General features: G+C 71.7%; 16 protein-coding genes and 1 pseudogene. 13 read left to right on the top strand and 4 right to left on the bottom strand.

Translation table 11 applies throughout. The annotated features are described in order from the left end of the window. Nucleotides 1-95: 95 nt before the first annotated feature. Entirely contained in the window at nt 96-290 is a 195-nt protein-coding gene (locus tag ACFVYF_RS34355; protein WP_383279055.1) for a hypothetical protein, read from the top strand. Between the two features lie 124 nt (nt 291-414). Here the strand turns inward: ACFVYF_RS34355 and ACFVYF_RS34350 are convergent, their stop codons facing one another. Both ACFVYF_RS34350 and ACFVYF_RS34345 read right to left on the bottom strand, forming a co-directional pair. Then, the gene (locus ACFVYF_RS34350; protein WP_389461741.1) at nt 415-624 is read right to left on the bottom strand and encodes a DUF397 domain-containing protein; all 210 of its coding nucleotides are present in this window, start codon (nt 622-624) and stop codon (nt 415-417) included. After that, the gene (locus ACFVYF_RS34345; protein WP_389461739.1) at nt 621-1499 is read right to left on the bottom strand and encodes a helix-turn-helix domain-containing protein; all 879 of its coding nucleotides are present in this window, start codon (nt 1497-1499) and stop codon (nt 621-623) included. Before ACFVYF_RS34345 ends, ACFVYF_RS34350 begins: the two co-directional genes overlap by 4 nt. Before the next feature lie 155 nt (nt 1500-1654). Between ACFVYF_RS34345 and ACFVYF_RS34340 the strand changes: the two genes are divergently transcribed. From ACFVYF_RS34340 to ACFVYF_RS34295, 10 genes are all read left to right on the top strand, one after another. Continuing rightward, on the top strand, nt 1655-2140 hold the full coding sequence (locus tag ACFVYF_RS34340) for an ATP-binding protein (RefSeq protein ID WP_389461737.1): 486 nt from the start codon (nt 1655-1657) through the stop codon (nt 2138-2140). 211 nt (nt 2141-2351) lie between these two features. Next, entirely contained in the window at nt 2352-3275 is a 924-nt protein-coding gene (locus ACFVYF_RS34335; RefSeq protein WP_389461735.1) for a helix-turn-helix domain-containing protein, read from the top strand. A gap of 52 nt (nt 3276-3327) precedes the next feature. Next, nucleotides 3328-3945, top strand: a complete 618-nt coding sequence (locus tag ACFVYF_RS34330) for a Uma2 family endonuclease (RefSeq protein ID WP_389461733.1) — start codon at nt 3328-3330, stop codon at nt 3943-3945. Between the two features lie 155 nt (nt 3946-4100). Further along, nucleotides 4101-5039 carry an N-acetyl-1-D-myo-inositol-2-amino-2-deoxy-alpha-D-glucopyranoside deacetylase gene (mshB, locus tag ACFVYF_RS34325; protein ID WP_389461731.1) on the top strand — a complete coding sequence of 313 codons (939 nt, stop codon included), beginning with the start codon at nt 4101-4103 and terminating at the stop codon, nt 5037-5039. Next, on the top strand, nt 5036-5455 hold the full coding sequence (locus tag ACFVYF_RS34320) for a DUF6113 family protein (RefSeq protein ID WP_389461729.1): 420 nt from the start codon (nt 5036-5038) through the stop codon (nt 5453-5455). The genes mshB and ACFVYF_RS34320 overlap by 4 nt, the downstream gene beginning before the upstream one ends. Before the next feature lie 160 nt (nt 5456-5615). Then, entirely contained in the window at nt 5616-7859 is a 2244-nt protein-coding gene (locus ACFVYF_RS34315; protein WP_389461727.1) for a hypothetical protein, read from the top strand. Between the two features lie 178 nt (nt 7860-8037). Continuing rightward, nucleotides 8038-9003 carry an ABC transporter ATP-binding protein gene (locus ACFVYF_RS34310; RefSeq protein ID WP_389461725.1) on the top strand — a complete coding sequence of 322 codons (966 nt, stop codon included), beginning with the start codon at nt 8038-8040 and terminating at the stop codon, nt 9001-9003. Then, nucleotides 9000-9740 carry an ABC transporter permease gene (locus ACFVYF_RS34305; RefSeq protein ID WP_389461723.1) on the top strand — a complete coding sequence of 247 codons (741 nt, stop codon included), beginning with the start codon at nt 9000-9002 and terminating at the stop codon, nt 9738-9740. The genes ACFVYF_RS34310 and ACFVYF_RS34305 overlap by 4 nt, the downstream gene beginning before the upstream one ends. 5 nt (nt 9741-9745) lie before the next feature. Further along, a complete protein-coding gene (locus ACFVYF_RS34300) occupies nt 9746-10975 on the top strand; it encodes a sensor histidine kinase (RefSeq protein ID WP_389461721.1) in 1230 nt (409 codons plus the stop codon). After that, a complete protein-coding gene (locus tag ACFVYF_RS34295) occupies nt 10972-11586 on the top strand; it encodes a response regulator (RefSeq protein WP_389461719.1) in 615 nt (204 codons plus the stop codon). Before ACFVYF_RS34300 ends, ACFVYF_RS34295 begins: the two co-directional genes overlap by 4 nt. Before the next feature lie 200 nt (nt 11587-11786). Here the strand turns inward: ACFVYF_RS34295 and ACFVYF_RS34290 are convergent, their stop codons facing one another. Together ACFVYF_RS34290 and ACFVYF_RS34285 are read right to left on the bottom strand one after the other, a co-directional pair. Continuing rightward, entirely contained in the window at nt 11787-12638 is an 852-nt protein-coding gene (locus ACFVYF_RS34290) for a tetratricopeptide repeat protein (RefSeq protein ID WP_389461717.1), read from the bottom strand. A 539-nt stretch (nt 12639-13177) separates the two neighbouring features. Further along, nucleotides 13178-14167 (bottom strand): annotated as a pseudogene (locus ACFVYF_RS34285) (GNAT family N-acetyltransferase); the annotation flags it as partial. A 140-nt stretch (nt 14168-14307) separates the two neighbouring features. Between ACFVYF_RS34285 and fdxA the strand changes: the two are divergent. Together fdxA and ACFVYF_RS34275 are read left to right on the top strand one after the other, a co-directional pair. Further along, the gene (gene fdxA / locus ACFVYF_RS34280) at nt 14308-14628 is read left to right on the top strand and encodes a ferredoxin (RefSeq protein ID WP_018089397.1); all 321 of its coding nucleotides are present in this window, start codon (nt 14308-14310) and stop codon (nt 14626-14628) included. A gap of 205 nt (nt 14629-14833) precedes the next feature. Then, the gene (locus ACFVYF_RS34275) at nt 14834-15928 is read left to right on the top strand and encodes a bifunctional succinyldiaminopimelate transaminase/glutamate-prephenate aminotransferase (protein ID WP_389461715.1); all 1095 of its coding nucleotides are present in this window, start codon (nt 14834-14836) and stop codon (nt 15926-15928) included. Nucleotides 15929-16007: the final 79 nt, after the last annotated feature.

Raw genomic sequence — 16007 nt, 5'->3', positions numbered from 1 at the left:
CGCTGCGTGGGTATGAACCTGCTGGCTGCTGTATGGATTTACCGACCCCCATGTCCGACCCCCCATGTCCCTGGGACCTTTGGAGGTGAGCCGCCGTGGCACTCTCGATTTCGGCGGTGGTGCTGCTGGCGATCATCGTCTTCATCCTGGTGAAGAAGTCAGGACTGAAGGCCGTACACGCGATCGTGTGTGTCCTGCTCGGCTTCTATCTCGCCTCCTCGACGGTCGCTCCCACGATCAATGAGCTGACCACGAACATCGCGGGGATGATCGGGAGCATCAAGTTCTGACCGGCGCCGGCTCTGATCCGCGCCGGTTCCGATCCGCGCCGAAGGTCGGCTCCGGGAGACAGCTGCCCGGAGCCCGACGCCGGCTGACCTGTCGGCCCGGGCCGGGCCCGAGTGGACGGTCCGGTCAGCCTTCGGACGCGTAGGGCACGAAGTCGGCCCAGGCCTCCGGCGTGAGCGCGAGCTGGGGGCCTGCGGTGTTCTTGGAGTCGCGGATGTGGATAGCGCTGGGGGTGGTGGCGACTTCAACACAGGACTCGCCGTCAGTGCCGCCGCTGTAGCTGCTCTTGAACCACGCCAGTTCGGAGGCGTCCCCTGCGGAGGCCTTGCGGATCATGTTTCTCCCAGCAGTTGCTCGACGAAGGCCAGCGACTCCCGTGGTGGGAGAGCCTGCGCCCGGATGGTGCCATATCGCAGCTCAAGGATGCGAAGCTGCTTTGGATCGGTGATCGGCCGACCACTAAAGGCACCGTCGGAACGCCCTGCCGCCGTCCCGTCCGGGAACTTCAACAACTCGATCCTGCCGTCCAGCCCGGGATGAGGGTCCGTGTCCGTCGGCATGGCCTGGAGTGTGACGTGGTGCAACCGCCCTACCTCCAGCAGGTGTTCGAGCTGCTGTCGCCAGACCATTGTGCCCCCGACCTGCCTGCGCAGCGGCGCCTCTTCCAGGACGAAGTGGATCGACGGGGCCGGGTCCCGGTCGAAGACTGATCGCCGGGCCAAACGGGCGGCCACCATGCGTTCCACATCGTTCGGCGAGTACGGAGGCTGCGCTGCCTCGATCAGGGCGCGGGCATGTGCCGGCGTCTGCAAAAGCCCAGGGATGATGTTGCACTCGTACACCCCGATCTCAACTGCCTTCGCCTCCATCTTTGCCAGATCCCGCACCTTCTTCGGATAACTGACCTTCTTCACGTCCTCCTTCATCGCGGAGATGAGCCCACCGGCCCCCAGCACCTCGTCCGCCTTGTCCAGGTACTCAAGCCGGGGAATCCGCTTCCCGCCCTCGATCTTGTAGACCAAGTCTTCCCCGTACCCGACGGCCTCCCCGAACTCGGCGGCCCGCATCCCCACCGCCTCCCGCCGCAGCCTCAGCTGCCGCCCGACGGTGGCGACGACCGCCACACCCCAGTCGTCGTCCGGGTCCACCTCCCAACCCGGCTCGTCCGCCTCGCTCTTGAGCCGCACCGCGTTGCCGTCCACCTGCCGCATCCCGCACCCCTCCGTCGTACGACCGTGCCGCGACGGCCCATACCCGTACGCCCGCTGCCGACAGCCCGGACACGACCGGACAACGTCCGGACAATCACCGTACGCAACGGAGTCGTCACTGTTCACGGTAAGCGTGGGCGGCCACTCTGAGTGACGTGATCCACGAAACCGCCGCCCCCGAGGCTCAACCCGGCCACCTCATCCGCAACTTCAGCGTGCAGCTGTCTCCCACGCCACGTGGAGCCCGTCTCGCCCGCCTGCTTGCCACCGAGCAACTGCGTTCCTGGGAACTCCCGTTGGACCCGGCACGGCAACTCGTCGCCGAACTCGCGGCCAACGCGGCCACGCACAGTCGCGTTCCCGGCCGGGATTTCAGGCTCACCCTCTACGTCGTCGGTGACACCCTGCGCGTCGAGGTCACCGACACCTGCGGCGACCGCCTGCCCCGCGCCCAAGAGCCCACCCCCGACGCCGAGTCCGGCCGTGGTCTCGTCCTCGTCGAGGCGCTCGCCGACCGGTGGGGCGTCGCTCAGGGGCCGCGCCCGCGCAAGACCGTCTGGGCGGAACTGAACCTGGCACCGGAACTCGGAAACGCGTACTCCGGTGGCAGGGGCGCTCTTCCCAAAGAACCACGAGGGTGAAAGGACCCCACCAAGCCCCACCCCGCCCTCCCGCACGCGTCGGCACGCCCCTCACTCGCGCGAGTGAACATCACCAACTCGGCTGGATTCCGGGCCCCTTGCCTGCCCTACGCTCAGCGCGACACAACACAACCGCGGACATACGACGGCCCTCGCCGGGACTGCAATCCCAGTGCGAGGGCCTGACCACCAAGGAAGAAGCACCTTCCCGATGGATACGCAGAACCCTAGCGTGCCCCCGCACGCCCAGTCCCGCCTTGCCGCCGACAAACACCCGAACCGGCGGCACTCCCACCCGGGAGCCTCCGGAGGTTCCCGAGACTCCGGCCAAGGCGGACTCACCCACGACAACGCCCGCCACACCACCCGCTTCACGGTGATCGGCAACCACCTCGCCCAGCACCCCGAGCTGTCGGGTCTCGCGATCGGGCTGGGCGTCTACATCCAGTCCCTCCCCGCGGGCGCCCGCGTCGACATCAAGACCCTCACCGCCCGCTTCCCCGAGGGCGCGACCCGTATCGCCGCGGCTCTGCGCGAACTGGAAGCCCACGGCTACCTGCGCCGCGAACGGCGACGCATCCCCGGCGGCCGCATCGTCACCCGCACGATCTCCTGCAACCAGCCCGGCCACCAACGCGAGGCAGCCGAGGACCACGGCCCGGTAACCCCGAAGCAGCCAACGCAGCCGAAGCAGCCGACGCGACCGAAGCAGCGAGCACCCCGCAAGCCCCTCCCCGCCGTACCGGGCCCCGCGTGCCCCGCCCCCGCCCTCCTCCAGGCCGCCACCGACCTCCTCGCGGACCTCCGTCGCCACGATCCCGGTCTGCTTCTCTCCGCCTGCGACACGGCTCATCTCGCTCCCGGCGTCGCCGCCTGGCTGGAGCGAGACGTCAGCCCCGTCGCCGTACGACAGGCGCTCACCGCCGACCTGCCACCCGAGGGCCTACGGCGGCCCGCCGCCCTTCTCGCACACCGCCTCACCGCCCAGCTGCCGCCGCCACCCCCGTTCCGCGCCGCAGCACCACCGGCCATCCGGCACCCGCTTCAGACCTGCGACGGCTGCGACCGTGCCTTCCGCGCGCCCGAGCCCGGCCGGTGCCGCGACTGCCGGTGCGATCTCCCGGAGGCCGCCTAGCATGAACGGGACGATCCTTGCCCCTGGGCACAGACCACGAGGAGCGAGCGCCATGACCATCGCCTCGGACAACGCGCAGCAGGGCGCCTCCCACCAGTACCGGGCCATGCGGGACGTCGTTCAGTCCATGGATGACACCCTCCGCGGGAAATTCGAGATCACCAAGGAAGGGATCGTCCACGACTTGATGTCGCCGGGAGGGCCGCACGAGGTCACGGCAGCACACATCAGCCGCCGCCTGGAGAGGGTCATGCCGGACGAGCTGCTGGCCCACAACGGCACCCCCGACGTGGAGGACGAGCCTGAGGGGATCATGCGCCACCCCGATGTGATGGTGATCGCCTGGACCGACCTGGACACAGAAGCCTCCATCGACCCACGCACCCTCATCGCCGCCATCGAAGTGGTCTCGCGCTCCAACCCGGAGAACGACTGGGTCAGCAAGATGCGCGACTATCCCCTGATCGGTGTCCCTGTCTACGCGATCTTCGACCCCCGCACCGGCACCGGTGCCGTCCTCACCGACATCCACGCCACCCCCGACGGCCCCCGCTACGCGACCCGCAAGGACTTCGTCTACGGCGAGGACGTCACCATCGCCGACTGGACGATTCCGACGGACAACCTGCCGCGCTACGGGGACGGGGCCGCAAAGGAGTCCAGGCCTTGAGCTCACCGGGCTTGACGGTTCCTCCCGCGTCCGGAGGGGCGTGATCCGGAAGCCGGAACAGGGCGCCTTGATCCGGGCCGGCTTCTCGGAGATGACTTCTGCGGACTGACAGGCGGTCGGGAGAGGCACGGCGGTCGCCTCGTAGGGTGGACCCCATGACGGAACTGCCCGACCGGCGTCTGCTCCTGGTGCACGCGCACCCGGACGACGAGTCGATCAACAACGGCGCGACCATGGCGGCGTACGCGGCCGCGGGCGCCCAGGTGACGCTGGTGACCTGCACCCTCGGTGAGCAGGGCGAGGTCATCCCGCCCGGGCTCGCGCATCTGACGGGCGGCGCCCTCGGCGAGTACCGCCTGGCCGAGCTCGCCACGGCGATGCGCGCCCTCGGCGTCCGGGACTTCCGCCGGCTCGGCGGCGACGCCCGCTACCAGGACTCCGGGATGATGGGCGGCCCCGAGAACGACAATCCGCGCTGCTTCTGGCGCGCGGACGTCGACGAGGCCGCCGGCCACCTCGTCGAGGTGATCCGCGAGGTACGTCCACAGGTCCTCGTCACCTATGACCCCGACGGCGGCTACGGACACCCGGACCACATCCAGGCCCACCGGGTCGCGACACGCGCCGCCGAACTGGCCGCGGAGACCGGCTTCCGCCCGGACCTCGGCGAGCCCTGGCGGATCGCCAAGATCTACTGGAACCGCGTACCGCGCCCGGTCGCCGAAGAGGCGTTCGCGCGGCTCCGCTCGGCCCTGCCCGACCTGCCCTTCTCCAAGACGGCGGACGTCGACGACGTGCCGGGCGTGGTCGACGACACGGTCATCACCACCGAGATCGACGGGACCGCGTTCGCCGCCGCCAAGGCCGCGGCGATGCGGGCGCACGCCACCCAGATCGAGGTGGCCGAGCCCTGGTTCGTCCTCTCGAACGAGCTCGCGCAGCCCCTGTTCACCACCGAGTACTACGAGTTGGTGCACGGGGAGCGCGGTGGGAGCGCCGGGACGCGTGAGACGGACCTGTTCGCGGGGACCGGGGAGCTGCCCCGCATCGCGGACGCGACGACGAACGATCCCCGAGAGGCGGGCACCCGATGAGCGGGACAGGCCGACAGGGAAGCGCGCTCGCGCAGCCGTTGCAGCGGCCCTCGGGCGGGCGCATCGCCGCAGGTCTGGTGCTCTTCGTGCTGGGCGCCGTGGCCGGGGCAGCCGGCGCGCTGGTGCAATCGGGCTGGTTTCCGGGCGGGTTGCTGCTCGCGCTGGCCGGCGCGGCCGGGCTCTTCCTCGGCGGCGCACGCGCGATGGACACCAGGGCCGGTGCCGTCGCCCCTGCCGTCGGCTGGATGGTCGCCGTGGTCCTGCTCACCGCCAGCCGTCCCGAGGGCGACTTCCTCTTCGGCGCGGGGCTCGGCTCCTACCTCTTCCTGCTCGGAGGCATGGCTGTGGCTGTGATGTGCGCCACCCTTGGACAGGGCCGGCAACCGGGCGGATCCCCCGTCCGACTTGGCAAATGACGTACCTATTCGCCGTATCGGACAGGTGGGGGTCCCGTGGGGGTTTCCTTCGCGGTCGCGGTTTGCGCCAGGGAGACGGCCAGTATGGTGGTGCGCGCCGCCGAGCTGCCCGAGATGAGGTCGAGGAAACGGGCGGCGGAGCCAACCGGGAGAACCTGCCTTGAGTCGTGAAACTGACAGTTCGTCCTCCGGGCCCAACGGGCGCGGTGGAGCCGCGTACCCGTCGGGGACGCCGCCGTACGGCACGCCCGCGGCTTCCGAAGACGGCGCCGACGCGGCCCGCGCGGCCGCGCAGCCGGAGGAACGCAAGACCGAGACCACGCTGACGACGCGGATCCGGATCAACATTCCCGGATCGCGGCCCATCCCGCCGGTCGTCGTGCGCACGCCGATGCAGGACGTCGAGCCGCCCGCCGACACCAACGGCGCGGGCTCCGACGCCGAGACGACGGGATCCATGCGCCTGCCCGCGGTCGCGTCCGTGCCGTCCCTGCCCTCCGGGGAGGGCTCCGAGGAGCCCGCCGGGCCGGGGGAGAAGACGAGCGACTGGTTCGCCCCGCGCAAGTCCGGTGCCCCCAAGGGCGGTCCGGGTGGCGGGTCGACCAACGGAGCCGGTCTGCCCGGCGGTTCCGCCGCCGGCGCCGGTGGCCCTGCCGGGCCCCCCACGTCGCCCGGCATGTCCTCGGGTCCGCAGGGACCGGGTGCGCCCGGTGGCGCGCGGTCCGGTGGACCGGGCGGATCCGGTGGCGCGAACGGTGCCGGGCCGCTCGGCGGTCAGGCCGGCATGCGTCCCGGCGGCACGAACGGCGCGGGTCTCGGGGGCGCTGCGGGCGCCGGTCCCGTGGCACCGGGCCACGGCGGCGGCACCGGCTCCTTCGACGTCTCCGGCGCGCTGCCGGGCGGCAACGGCAGCACCGGGTCCTTCCCGGCCGTCTCGGCCGACGGCGGCGACGCGCGACGCGACGATCTGCCGTACTTCTCCGACAACGGCCAGGGCGGTGGGGGCGGCCGGCGCGGTCCCTCCGGCCCGACCGGCGGTCCGGTCACCGGCGACGGAACCCTCGTGCCGCCCGGCGCGGGACCCCGTGGCCCGGGTGTCGGTCCCGGCGGTCCCGGTCTGACTCCGGGCGGCCCGGGCATGGGCCCCGGCCGTCCCGGCGCGGGCCCCGGCGGTGGCCTCAGCGACGACACCGCGATCCTCACCCCGCAGCGGCACGCCCCCGAGCCGGGCTACCCCGAGCCGGGCTACCCCGAGCCGGGATCCCAGGGGTACGGCGGCCCCGGCGACAACGTCTCCGGGCACACCGTCACCAGTGGCATCCCCGTCGTACCGGGCGCGCCGGGCTCGCCGTTCGGACCGGGCACGCACACCGACGGACCGCTGCCGCACACTCCGCCGAAGCTGCCCGAGCCGGCCCCCAAGCCGGCCGCCTCCGCGAAGTCCGCCAAGAAGAAGAAGGGGCGCAGCAAGCTGGTGCTCCTGACGGTCGCCGTCGTGGTGATCGGCGGTGGCGCGTACGGCGCCGGGCTGCTCATGAACCACTCGGACGTACCCAAGGGCACCACGGTGCTCGGAGCCGACATCGGCGGCGGCACCCGGGACGAGGCCGTCAAGAAGCTCGACGACGCCTTCGGTGCCCATGCGAACAAGGCACTGACGTTGTCCGTCGACGGCGACACGGTGTCGCTCAAGCCGGATCAGGCGGGCCTCCAGTTCGACACCAAGGCCACGGCCAGCGCCGCCGCCAAGAGCGACTACAACCCGATGTCGGTGATCGGCTCCCTGTTCGGGCAGCACCGCGTCGTCGAACCCGTGATGCCCCCCGACGAGGAGAAGCTCCAGGCCGCACTGCAGCGCGCTGCGGGCGGGTCCGGCTCGGCGAGCGACGGGACGATCAAGTTCCAGTCCGGCAAGGCCGTCCCCGTGTACGGCAAGACGGGCAAGGGCATCGACGTCGCGGCCTCGACCCAGGCCGTCGAGGACGCCTACCGCACCCAGGTGGAGACCGGCTCGTCCACGCCCGTGAAGGTGCCGACGACCACCAAGGAGCCGACGATCTCGAAGGCCGAGGTCGACCGGATGATGAAGAAGTTCGCGGAGCCGGCCATGTCCGGGATCGTCACGGTCAGGACGGACGCCACCCACACGGTGTCGTTCAGCCCGCAGAACTCCCTGTGGAAGTTCCTCGGAGTGAAGGCCCAGAACGGCAAGCTCGTCGACTTCTACGACAAGGCCGCCCTGACGCAGCTCTACGGCAACACCTTCGACGGCGTCCTCATCACCCGGGGCACCGGCAAGAAGACGGCGGTCACGGTGGAGGACGTGATCGGCGCGCTGCGTCCGGCGCTGTTCTCCAAGAACCCGGCGGACCGTATCGTCGTGATCGACACCAACCCGAGCTAGTCGGGCTTGCGTCCGGCCGTGCCGGACGCCGCTCGTGCAGGACGCCCGGCCACGGATTCCCTGGCCGGGCGCCTTTGCGTGTGCCGGTGACCGAGTGCCTCGATATGACATCTGTCATCCAGGACTGAGGACACCTCGCACTGCCGGGGGCGACCCCTCCCGGGCCACGATGGATCACATGACAACGACTGCGGCGACCACCACCTCGGTGGTCGGGTTCGATCAGGTGAGCAAGAGCTACGGGGGAGTGCGGGCCGTGGACGGCCTGACGCTCGACCTGCACCCGGGCGAAACAGTGGCCCTGCTGGGCCCCAACGGCGCGGGGAAGTCGACGACGCTCGACCTCCTGCTCGGCCTCAAGCACGCCGACAGCGGCTCGGTCCGGGTGTTCGGCACCAGCCCGCGCGAGGCCATCGTCGCCGGCCGCGTCGGCGCCATGCTGCAGAGCGGCGGGCTGATGGACGAGGTGACGGTCGGCGAACTGGTGAAGCTCGCCTGCGATCTGCACCCCAAGCCCTTCCGGGTCGCCGAGGTGCTCACCCGGGCAGGCGTCTCCCAGATAGCCGACCGCAAGGTCAACAAGCTCTCGGGCGGCCAGGAGCAGCGCGTCCGCTTCGCCCTGGCCACCGCCGGAGCCAACGACCTGATCGTGCTGGACGAGCCGACGACCGGCATGGACGTCTCCGCCCGCCAGGCCTTCTGGGCCACCATGCGCGAGCAGGCCGACCAGGGCCGCACGGTCCTGTTCGCCACGCACTACCTGGAGGAGGCCGACGCGATCGCGGACCGCGTGCTGGTCCTGCACCGGGGCCGGCTGCTGGCCGACGGCACCGCCGCCGAGATCAAGGCGAAGGCCGGCGCCCGCCGGATCGCCTTCGACCTGGAGGACCCGATCGACGAGGTCCCGCTGCGCGCGCTGCCCTTCCTGACCACGCTCGACGTCTCCGGCCACACGGTCCGCATGCAGTCCACCGACGCGGACGCGACCGTCCACGCGCTGTACGGGCTCGGGGTCTACCCGCGCAATCTGGAAGTGGCGGGGCTCGGCCTTGAGCAGGCCTTCGTCGCCATCACCGAGGCCGAAGAGGCCAACACCGCCGCCGTGCAGGCCGCGCCGACCGCCGAGGAGGCGAGGTCCAAGTGAACAGCCTCATCAAGCTGGAGATCACCCGCGCCCTGCGCAACCGCAAGTTCCTCTTCTTCTCGGTGATATACCCCTCGGCCCTGTTCCTGCTGATCGCGGGCAGCGCCGACAGCACGACGGAGGTGGACGGCACCGGGCTCACCCTGCCGACCTTCTTCATGGTGTCCATGGCCTCCTTCGGCGCCCTGACGGCCGTCCTGATGGGCAACAGCGAGCGCATCGCCAAGGAGCGGGAGAGCGGCTGGGTACGGCAGTTGCGGCTGACCACGCTGCCGGGCCGCGGCTATGTCCTGGCGAAGACGGCGAGCGCGGCCGTGATCAGCCTGCCGTCGATCGTGATCGTCTTCGTGGTCGCGGCGGTCGTCAAGGACGTCCGGCTGGACGCCTGGCAGTGGCTCGCGCTGACCGGCGTCATCTGGGTCGGCAGCCTCGTCTTCGCCGCGCTCGGCGTGGCCATCGGCTATCTGGCGAGCGGTGACGCGGTCCGGCCGATCACGATGATCGTCTATTTCGGCCTGTCGATGCTCGGCGGTCTGTGGATGCCGACGACGACCTTCCCGGACTGGCTGCAGTCCATCGCCAAGTGGCTGCCCACGCACGCGTACGCTGCCCTCGGGCAGGCCGTCGAACTCGGCGACGCCCCGCACATGAAGGACCTCGCCATCCTCGCCGTCTCCTTCGTCCTCTTCGCGGGCGGCGCGGCCTGGCTGTACCGGAAGGACACGCTGAAGGCGTGAGTGCCATGACGGAAGACACGCTGTCCGAACAGTCCAGGGCGCGGCGGCTGATGCGCATAGGGGAGTCACCCCGCAATGTGCGCGAGGCCCTGGGCAAGGTGCTGTGGATCGTCATCTGGCTGGTGTTCCTCAGCTCGCCGGTCCACGACCTGGCCGCCGGCCACCACACCGCGGGCGGCACGACGGCCGGTGCGCTGGGCCTGGCGGCCTTCGTCGGGATCTATCTGACGCTGGTCTTCCGGAACATGGGCAAGGCGTTCACCGGTCCGGTCGTCGCCGTCCTCGTCATCGTCCTCGGCGTCCTCGCCGTGCTGCTGTGCCTCACCCTCGGCTCGGCCTGGCTCGGTCTGTTCGTGTACCTCTCCGTCGCCTGCGGGACGACGTTCCCGCTGCGCATCGCCTACTGGACGATCCCGCTGACCACCGCCGTGATGCTGCTGGTCGGTCTGCACGGCGGCGAGCGGGAGGCGCTCAACCTCGTCCTCCTTGTCCTCCTCATCGGCTTCGCGATGACCGGCGTACGGCAACTGGTGCGAACCACGGTGGAGTTGCGCAAGGCGCGGGCCACCGTAGCCCAGCTCGCCGCGAACGAGGAGCGGCTGCGGCTGGCGAGGGACCTGCACGACCTGCTGGGCCACTCGCTCTCGCTGATCACGCTGAAGAGCGAGCTGGCGGGCCGGATGCTGCCCGACCACCCCGACAAGGCGGCCCAGCAGGTCACCGACATCGAGAACGTCAGCCGCCAGGCACTCGTGGATGTGCGCGAGGCGGTCACCGGCTACCGGCGGCCCCGGCTGTCGGGTGAACTGGCGGGCGCGCAGGTCGCGTTGACAGCCGCCGATGTCACCGCGGACCTGCCCACCGAGCCGGACCTCGCCGGCGTCGCCGAGGAGAACGAGTCCGCGCTGGCCTGGGCGCTGCGCGAGGCGATCACCAACGTCGTACGGCACAGCGGGGCCCGCCGCTGCACGGTAGAGCTGATCCGCCGCCAGACGCTGGACGGCCCCCACCTCGAACTGTCCGTCGAGGACGACGGATCCGGCGGCTCGGGCAACGGCCCGGGCAATGGCCTCTCGGGACTGACGGAGCGGCTGGAGAAGGTGGGCGGGGCGCTCGAGGCGGGGCGGACGCGGCGCGGTTTCCGGCTGGTCGCCAGGGTGCCGCTGGCAGGCGCCGAGGGGGCCGCAGGCCGGCCTGGAGGGGCGACCGGCGACACCGTAGGATCCGGGGCATGAGCCGTACGATCAAGGTCCTGCTCGCCGAGGACCAGTCGATGGTCCGCGAGGCACTGGCCGCCCTGCTCGGCCTCGAACCGGACATCGAGGTCGTCGCCCAGGTGGCCCGCGGGGACGAGGTGCTGGCGGCGGCCCGGGCGCACGACGTGGACGTGGCTCTCCTCGACATCGAGATGCCGGGTGCCACCGGTATCGAGGCGGCGGCCCAGCTGCACAAGGAGCTGCCGGCCCTCAAGCTGGTCATCCTCACCACCTTCGGCCGGCCCGGCTATCTGCGCAGTGCCATGGAGTCCGGCGCCGATGCGTTTCTGGTGAAGGACGCCCCGGCGTCCCAACTCGCGGAAGCGGTCCGCAAGGTGCTGGCCGGGGAGCGCGTCATCGACCCCACGCTGGCGGCCGCGGCGCTCGCCGGCGGAGCCAACCCGCTGACCGACCGCGAGCGCGAGGTGCTGCGCGCGGCGGCGGACGGCTCCACGAACGCCGAACTCGCCAAGGCCCTGCACCTGTCCCAGGGCACGGTCCGCAACTACCTCTCCACGGCCATCCAGAAGCTCGCGGTGCGCAACCGCGCGGAGGCGGTCCGCACGGCACGGGAGAAGGGCTGGCTCTAGGCCCTGTCGTCATGGTCGGCCGAGAAGATGGCCTGGCCGGCGAGCTACGGTCACGGCAGTGGCACGACGGCCAGCCCCAGCAGCCGGGCCCGTACGTCCAGCCGCCGCAGGCCGATTACGGCTATCCGCAGTGGCAGTGGCAGCGGCAGTGGCAGCGGAGGGCTGGGCGATGCCCGTGCCCATGAGGGGCCCGGCCGCGGTCAGTTGAGCATCGCCCGGGCCGCCCGGGCCTGCCCTCGTACGCGGTCGGCGGCCGGTTCGTCGACGGCGGCTACGACCTCCGCGTACGCGTCGAGTTCCGTCGCGCCCGCCACGAAGTCGCCCCGCTGGACGAGGAGTTGAGCCCGCTCGTAACGCAGCCGGGCGGGATGCGAGGGCAGCAGCAGCGACAACTCGACGGCCCACAGGGCGACGTCGGACCGCTCGGGCCGGCTGGCGGCCCAGGCACGGATGTTGTTCAGAATGCGCAGGACGACGTCGAGGGGATCGGCCGGCGTGAGCATCGACGGATCGAGCGGCGCGCCGGTCGCCCCGGCCACCAGCATCTCGGCGTCCGAACCGGTCAGCACCCGGCCCCCGTCGAACGGATCGGCCAGCACCTGCTGCTCGGGAGGGCCGAAGCCGACCACGAAGTGCCCCGGCAGCGCGACCCCGTACACCGGCGCCCCGGCCCGCCGCGCGACCTCCATCCACACCACGGACAGCAGGATCGGCAGACCGCGGCGCCGCCGCAGGACCTCGTGCAGCAGGGAGGACTCCAGCCGCTGGTAGGCGCCCGGCGAGCCGTGGAATTCGAACCGTCCGCCGAGGAGTTCGGCGAGCGCGGTGGCCCAGGAGCGCGGTCCGCCGGGCTGGAAGGGCAGCTGCCCGGCCAGCCGGTCCAGCTCGATCTGCGCCGCGTCGATCCCCGTGTCGTCCAGCGCGCCGTCCCCGGCGGCCCCCACCAGCAGACACAGCGTCGCGAGATCGGGCCGCTCCGACCGCGCCTCGTCGGCGAACCGCCGCCGCACCTCGGCGGCCCGCTCCGGCTCCGGGGGATGGGGGAGACGCATGGCAGCCTCGCGCCCCTTCACACCGACGCAGAGCGGTCGCCGCGAACCGGCCGGGGCGCATCCACCCCGTCCGCCGCTCCACCACCCGCTCGCTCCGCCGCACGCAACCGCCGACGCCCGCGCGGGTCCGCCTCCACCCCGGCGCCCGCCTCCGCTCCCTCGGCCGGACGCGCCGGCACCGGCTCGTGCCGGACCGCCTCCACCCCGGCGCCCGCCTCCGCTTCCTCGGCCGGACGCGCCGGCACCGGCTCGTGCCGGGGTGCTTCCGCCTCGACTCCTGCCTCCGCTTCCTCGGCCGGACGCGACGACACCCACTCGTGCCGGGGTGCTTCCACCCCGGCGCCCGCCTCCGCATCCTCGGCCGGACGGGACGGCTGGGGCTCGTGCGAGGCCGCTTCCTTCCCGGCTCCCGGTTCCGCGGCCGCTTCCCCTGACGTACGCGAGTGACGGGCCCCGTGCTGGGGAGCCGCTGCCCCGGCCCTCGCGCCCGCTTCCCCTGCCGTACGCGACGACCGGGGCCCCTGCGGCGGAAGTGGCTCCTGTGGTGCGCGGTAGTGGTGGTACGCGTGGTGGGTCGTGAAGCCCAGGCCCGTGTACAGGGACCGTGCCGCTTCGTTGTCCGCCTCCACCTGGAGCCAGGCCGCCGAGGCGCCCTCGTCCAGGGCCTGCCGGGCCAGCGCGGCCATCACGGTGGTCGCGAGGCCGCGGCGACGCTGTGCGGGGTCGACCTCGACGGCCGCGAACCCGGCCCACCGGCCGTCCACCACGCAGCGCCCGATCGCGGCCGGGGCGTCACCCTCCGCGCCGGGGACCGACGCGAACCACACGGAAGGCCCGCTGCCGAGCACCTTCAGCGCGACCTCGCTCAGCCCCTTGCGCTGGTAGCGGCCGAGCCACGCCTCGTCCGCATGCCGGGACAGCACCACGTCCGGCGCCGGTGGATCGGCGAGCGGCGCCAGCGCGCCGATCCACAGCCCGGCCGTCACCTCACGCGTCCAGCCGCGCCCCTCCAGCTCCGCGCACAGCAGTTCCTGCGTGCCCTCGGCACCGGTGGCGGTCTGGAGGTAGGCCGGCAGCCCACGGGCGGCGTACCAGTCGCGTACGGCGTCGAGCGCCTCGTCCAGGGGGAGACCGGGATCGCCGAGCGGCAGCACGGAGTTGGCGCGCCGGGTGAACCCGGAGGCGGCCCGCAGCTCCCACTCCCCGAGCCGCTCGTGCTCGATCGGCTGCCAGGCCCGCGCGGCGACCCGAGCCAGCTCTCCGTAGGACGCCGCGGGACCGCGTCGGCGCGCCGGAGCGGCCGGTACGACCTTGCCCGCGACCAGCGCGGATTCCGCAATCCGGACGCGTTCGCCGGTGCGTCGTGTGATCAGCAGCACACCGTCGTCCCATGATGTGAGAACACCCACCGTGTCGGTGAACTTCTCCACCGAGTCTCCCGCGTCGGTCAAGCGCCGCACAGAGACACGTTTTCCCACGTCAGCGGCGGTGATACGGACCTCAAGGCGGCCGGCCGCAGAGATTTCCACAGGTCAGTTCACCCCTCCTGTTCGGATCATGCCCCGGAACGGAGATACTAGGTGCGGGCATCGACGACGCCGCGCTCCCGCGCGCCAGGCGGCGGAGCCTGAGGAGGCCCGCCAGCGCCCTATCGAGGAGGAACGACAGCGTGACCTACGTCATCGCGCAGCCTTGTGTCGACGTCAAGGACAAGGCGTGCATCGAGGAGTGCCCGGTCGACTGCATCTACGAGGGCTCCCGGTCCTTGTACATCCACCCGGACGAATGCGTCGACTGCGGAGCCTGTGAGCCGGTGTGCCCGGTCGAGGCGATCTTCTACGAGGACGACACTCCGGAGGAGTGGAAGGACTACTACAAGGCGAACGTCGAGTTCTTCGACGAACTCGGCTCGCCCGGTGGCGCCAGCAAGCTGGGACTGATCGAGCGGGACCACCCCTTCATCGCAGCGCTGCCGCCGCAGAACCAGTAAGCGGCCCGGATTCGCGCCGTCTCGGTCCCGTACGGCCCAAGAGGCTCCGGGGGAAGTCCGGGCCACGCTCCCCGCGTGGCCCGCACCGCCCCCGGCGCCCACCGGTGCCGTACGGGACCGAGGCGTTTGCCGCCCGAGCCGGACGTACGCCGTAGGGGCGAGCCGGACTCCCGGGTCGTCCGTACGAGAAAGTGAGCCCGATCCCGTGTCCGCAGTCTCCGACCGGCTGCCCGCCTTCCCGTGGGACAAGCTGGAGCCCTACAAGGCGACGGCCGCCGCTCACCCGGGTGGCATCGTCGACCTGTCCGTCGGTACCCCGGTCGATCCGGTGCCCGAGCTGATCCAGAAGGCTCTGGTCGCGGCGGCCGACTCGCCCGGCTATCCCACGGTCTGGGGCACGCCCGAGCTGCGGGACGCGCTCACGGGCTGGGTGGAGCGGCGCCTGGGTGCGCGCGGGATCACCCACCACCACGTGCTGCCGATCGTCGGCTCGAAGGAGCTGGTGGCGTGGCTGCCGACCCAGCTGGGTCTCGGCCCCGGCGACAAGGTGGCCTACCCGCGTCTCGCGTACCCCACGTACGAGGTCGGCGCCCGCCTGGCCCAGGCGGACCACGTGGCCTACGACGACCCGACCGAGCTGGACCCGGCCGGTCTGAAGCTCCTCTGGCTGAACTCGCCGTCGAACCCCACGGGCCGCGTCCTGTCGAAGCCGGAGCTCACCCGCATCGTCGCGTGGGCCCGGGAGCACGGCATCCTGGTCTTCTCGGACGAGTGCTACATCGAGCTGGGCTGGGAGGCCGACCCGGTCTCGGTCCTGCACCCGGACGTCTGCGGTGGCTCGTACGAGGGGATCGTGTCGGTCCACTCGCTCTCGAAGCGCTCGAACCTGGCCGGTTACCGGGCGGCGTTCCTGGCCGGTGACCCGGCCGTGCTCGGCCCGCTGCTCCAGATCCGCAAGCACGGCGGCATGATGACGTCCGCGCCGACGCAGGCCGCCGTGGTGGCAGCCCTCGGCGACGACGCGCACGTCCGCGAGCAGCGCGAGCGGTACGCGGCCCGGCGCACGGCTCTGCGGGACGCCCTGACGCGGCACGGCTTCCGCATCGAGCACAGCGAGGCGAGCCTGTATCTGTGGGCCACCCGCGAGGAGTCCTGCTGGGACACGGTCGCCCACCTCGCCGACCTGGGCGTCCTGGTGGCGCCCGGTGACTTCTACGGCCCCGCGGGCGACAGGTTCGTACGCGTCGCCCTGACGGCCACGGACGAACGCGTCGCCGCGGCGGTGCAGCGCCTGGCCTAGGCCCTGCCGTCAGGCGTCAGGCATCAGGCGTCAGGCGCCGGGCGCAAGCAGAACGGGGGTCCGGGGGAATGAACTCCCC

The organism is Streptomyces sp. NPDC058274, from assembly GCF_042881375.1.
In the GTDB taxonomy this organism is placed as follows: domain Bacteria; phylum Actinomycetota; class Actinomycetes; order Streptomycetales; family Streptomycetaceae; genus Streptomyces.
This window is presented reverse-complemented; position numbering and strand designations above follow the sequence as displayed.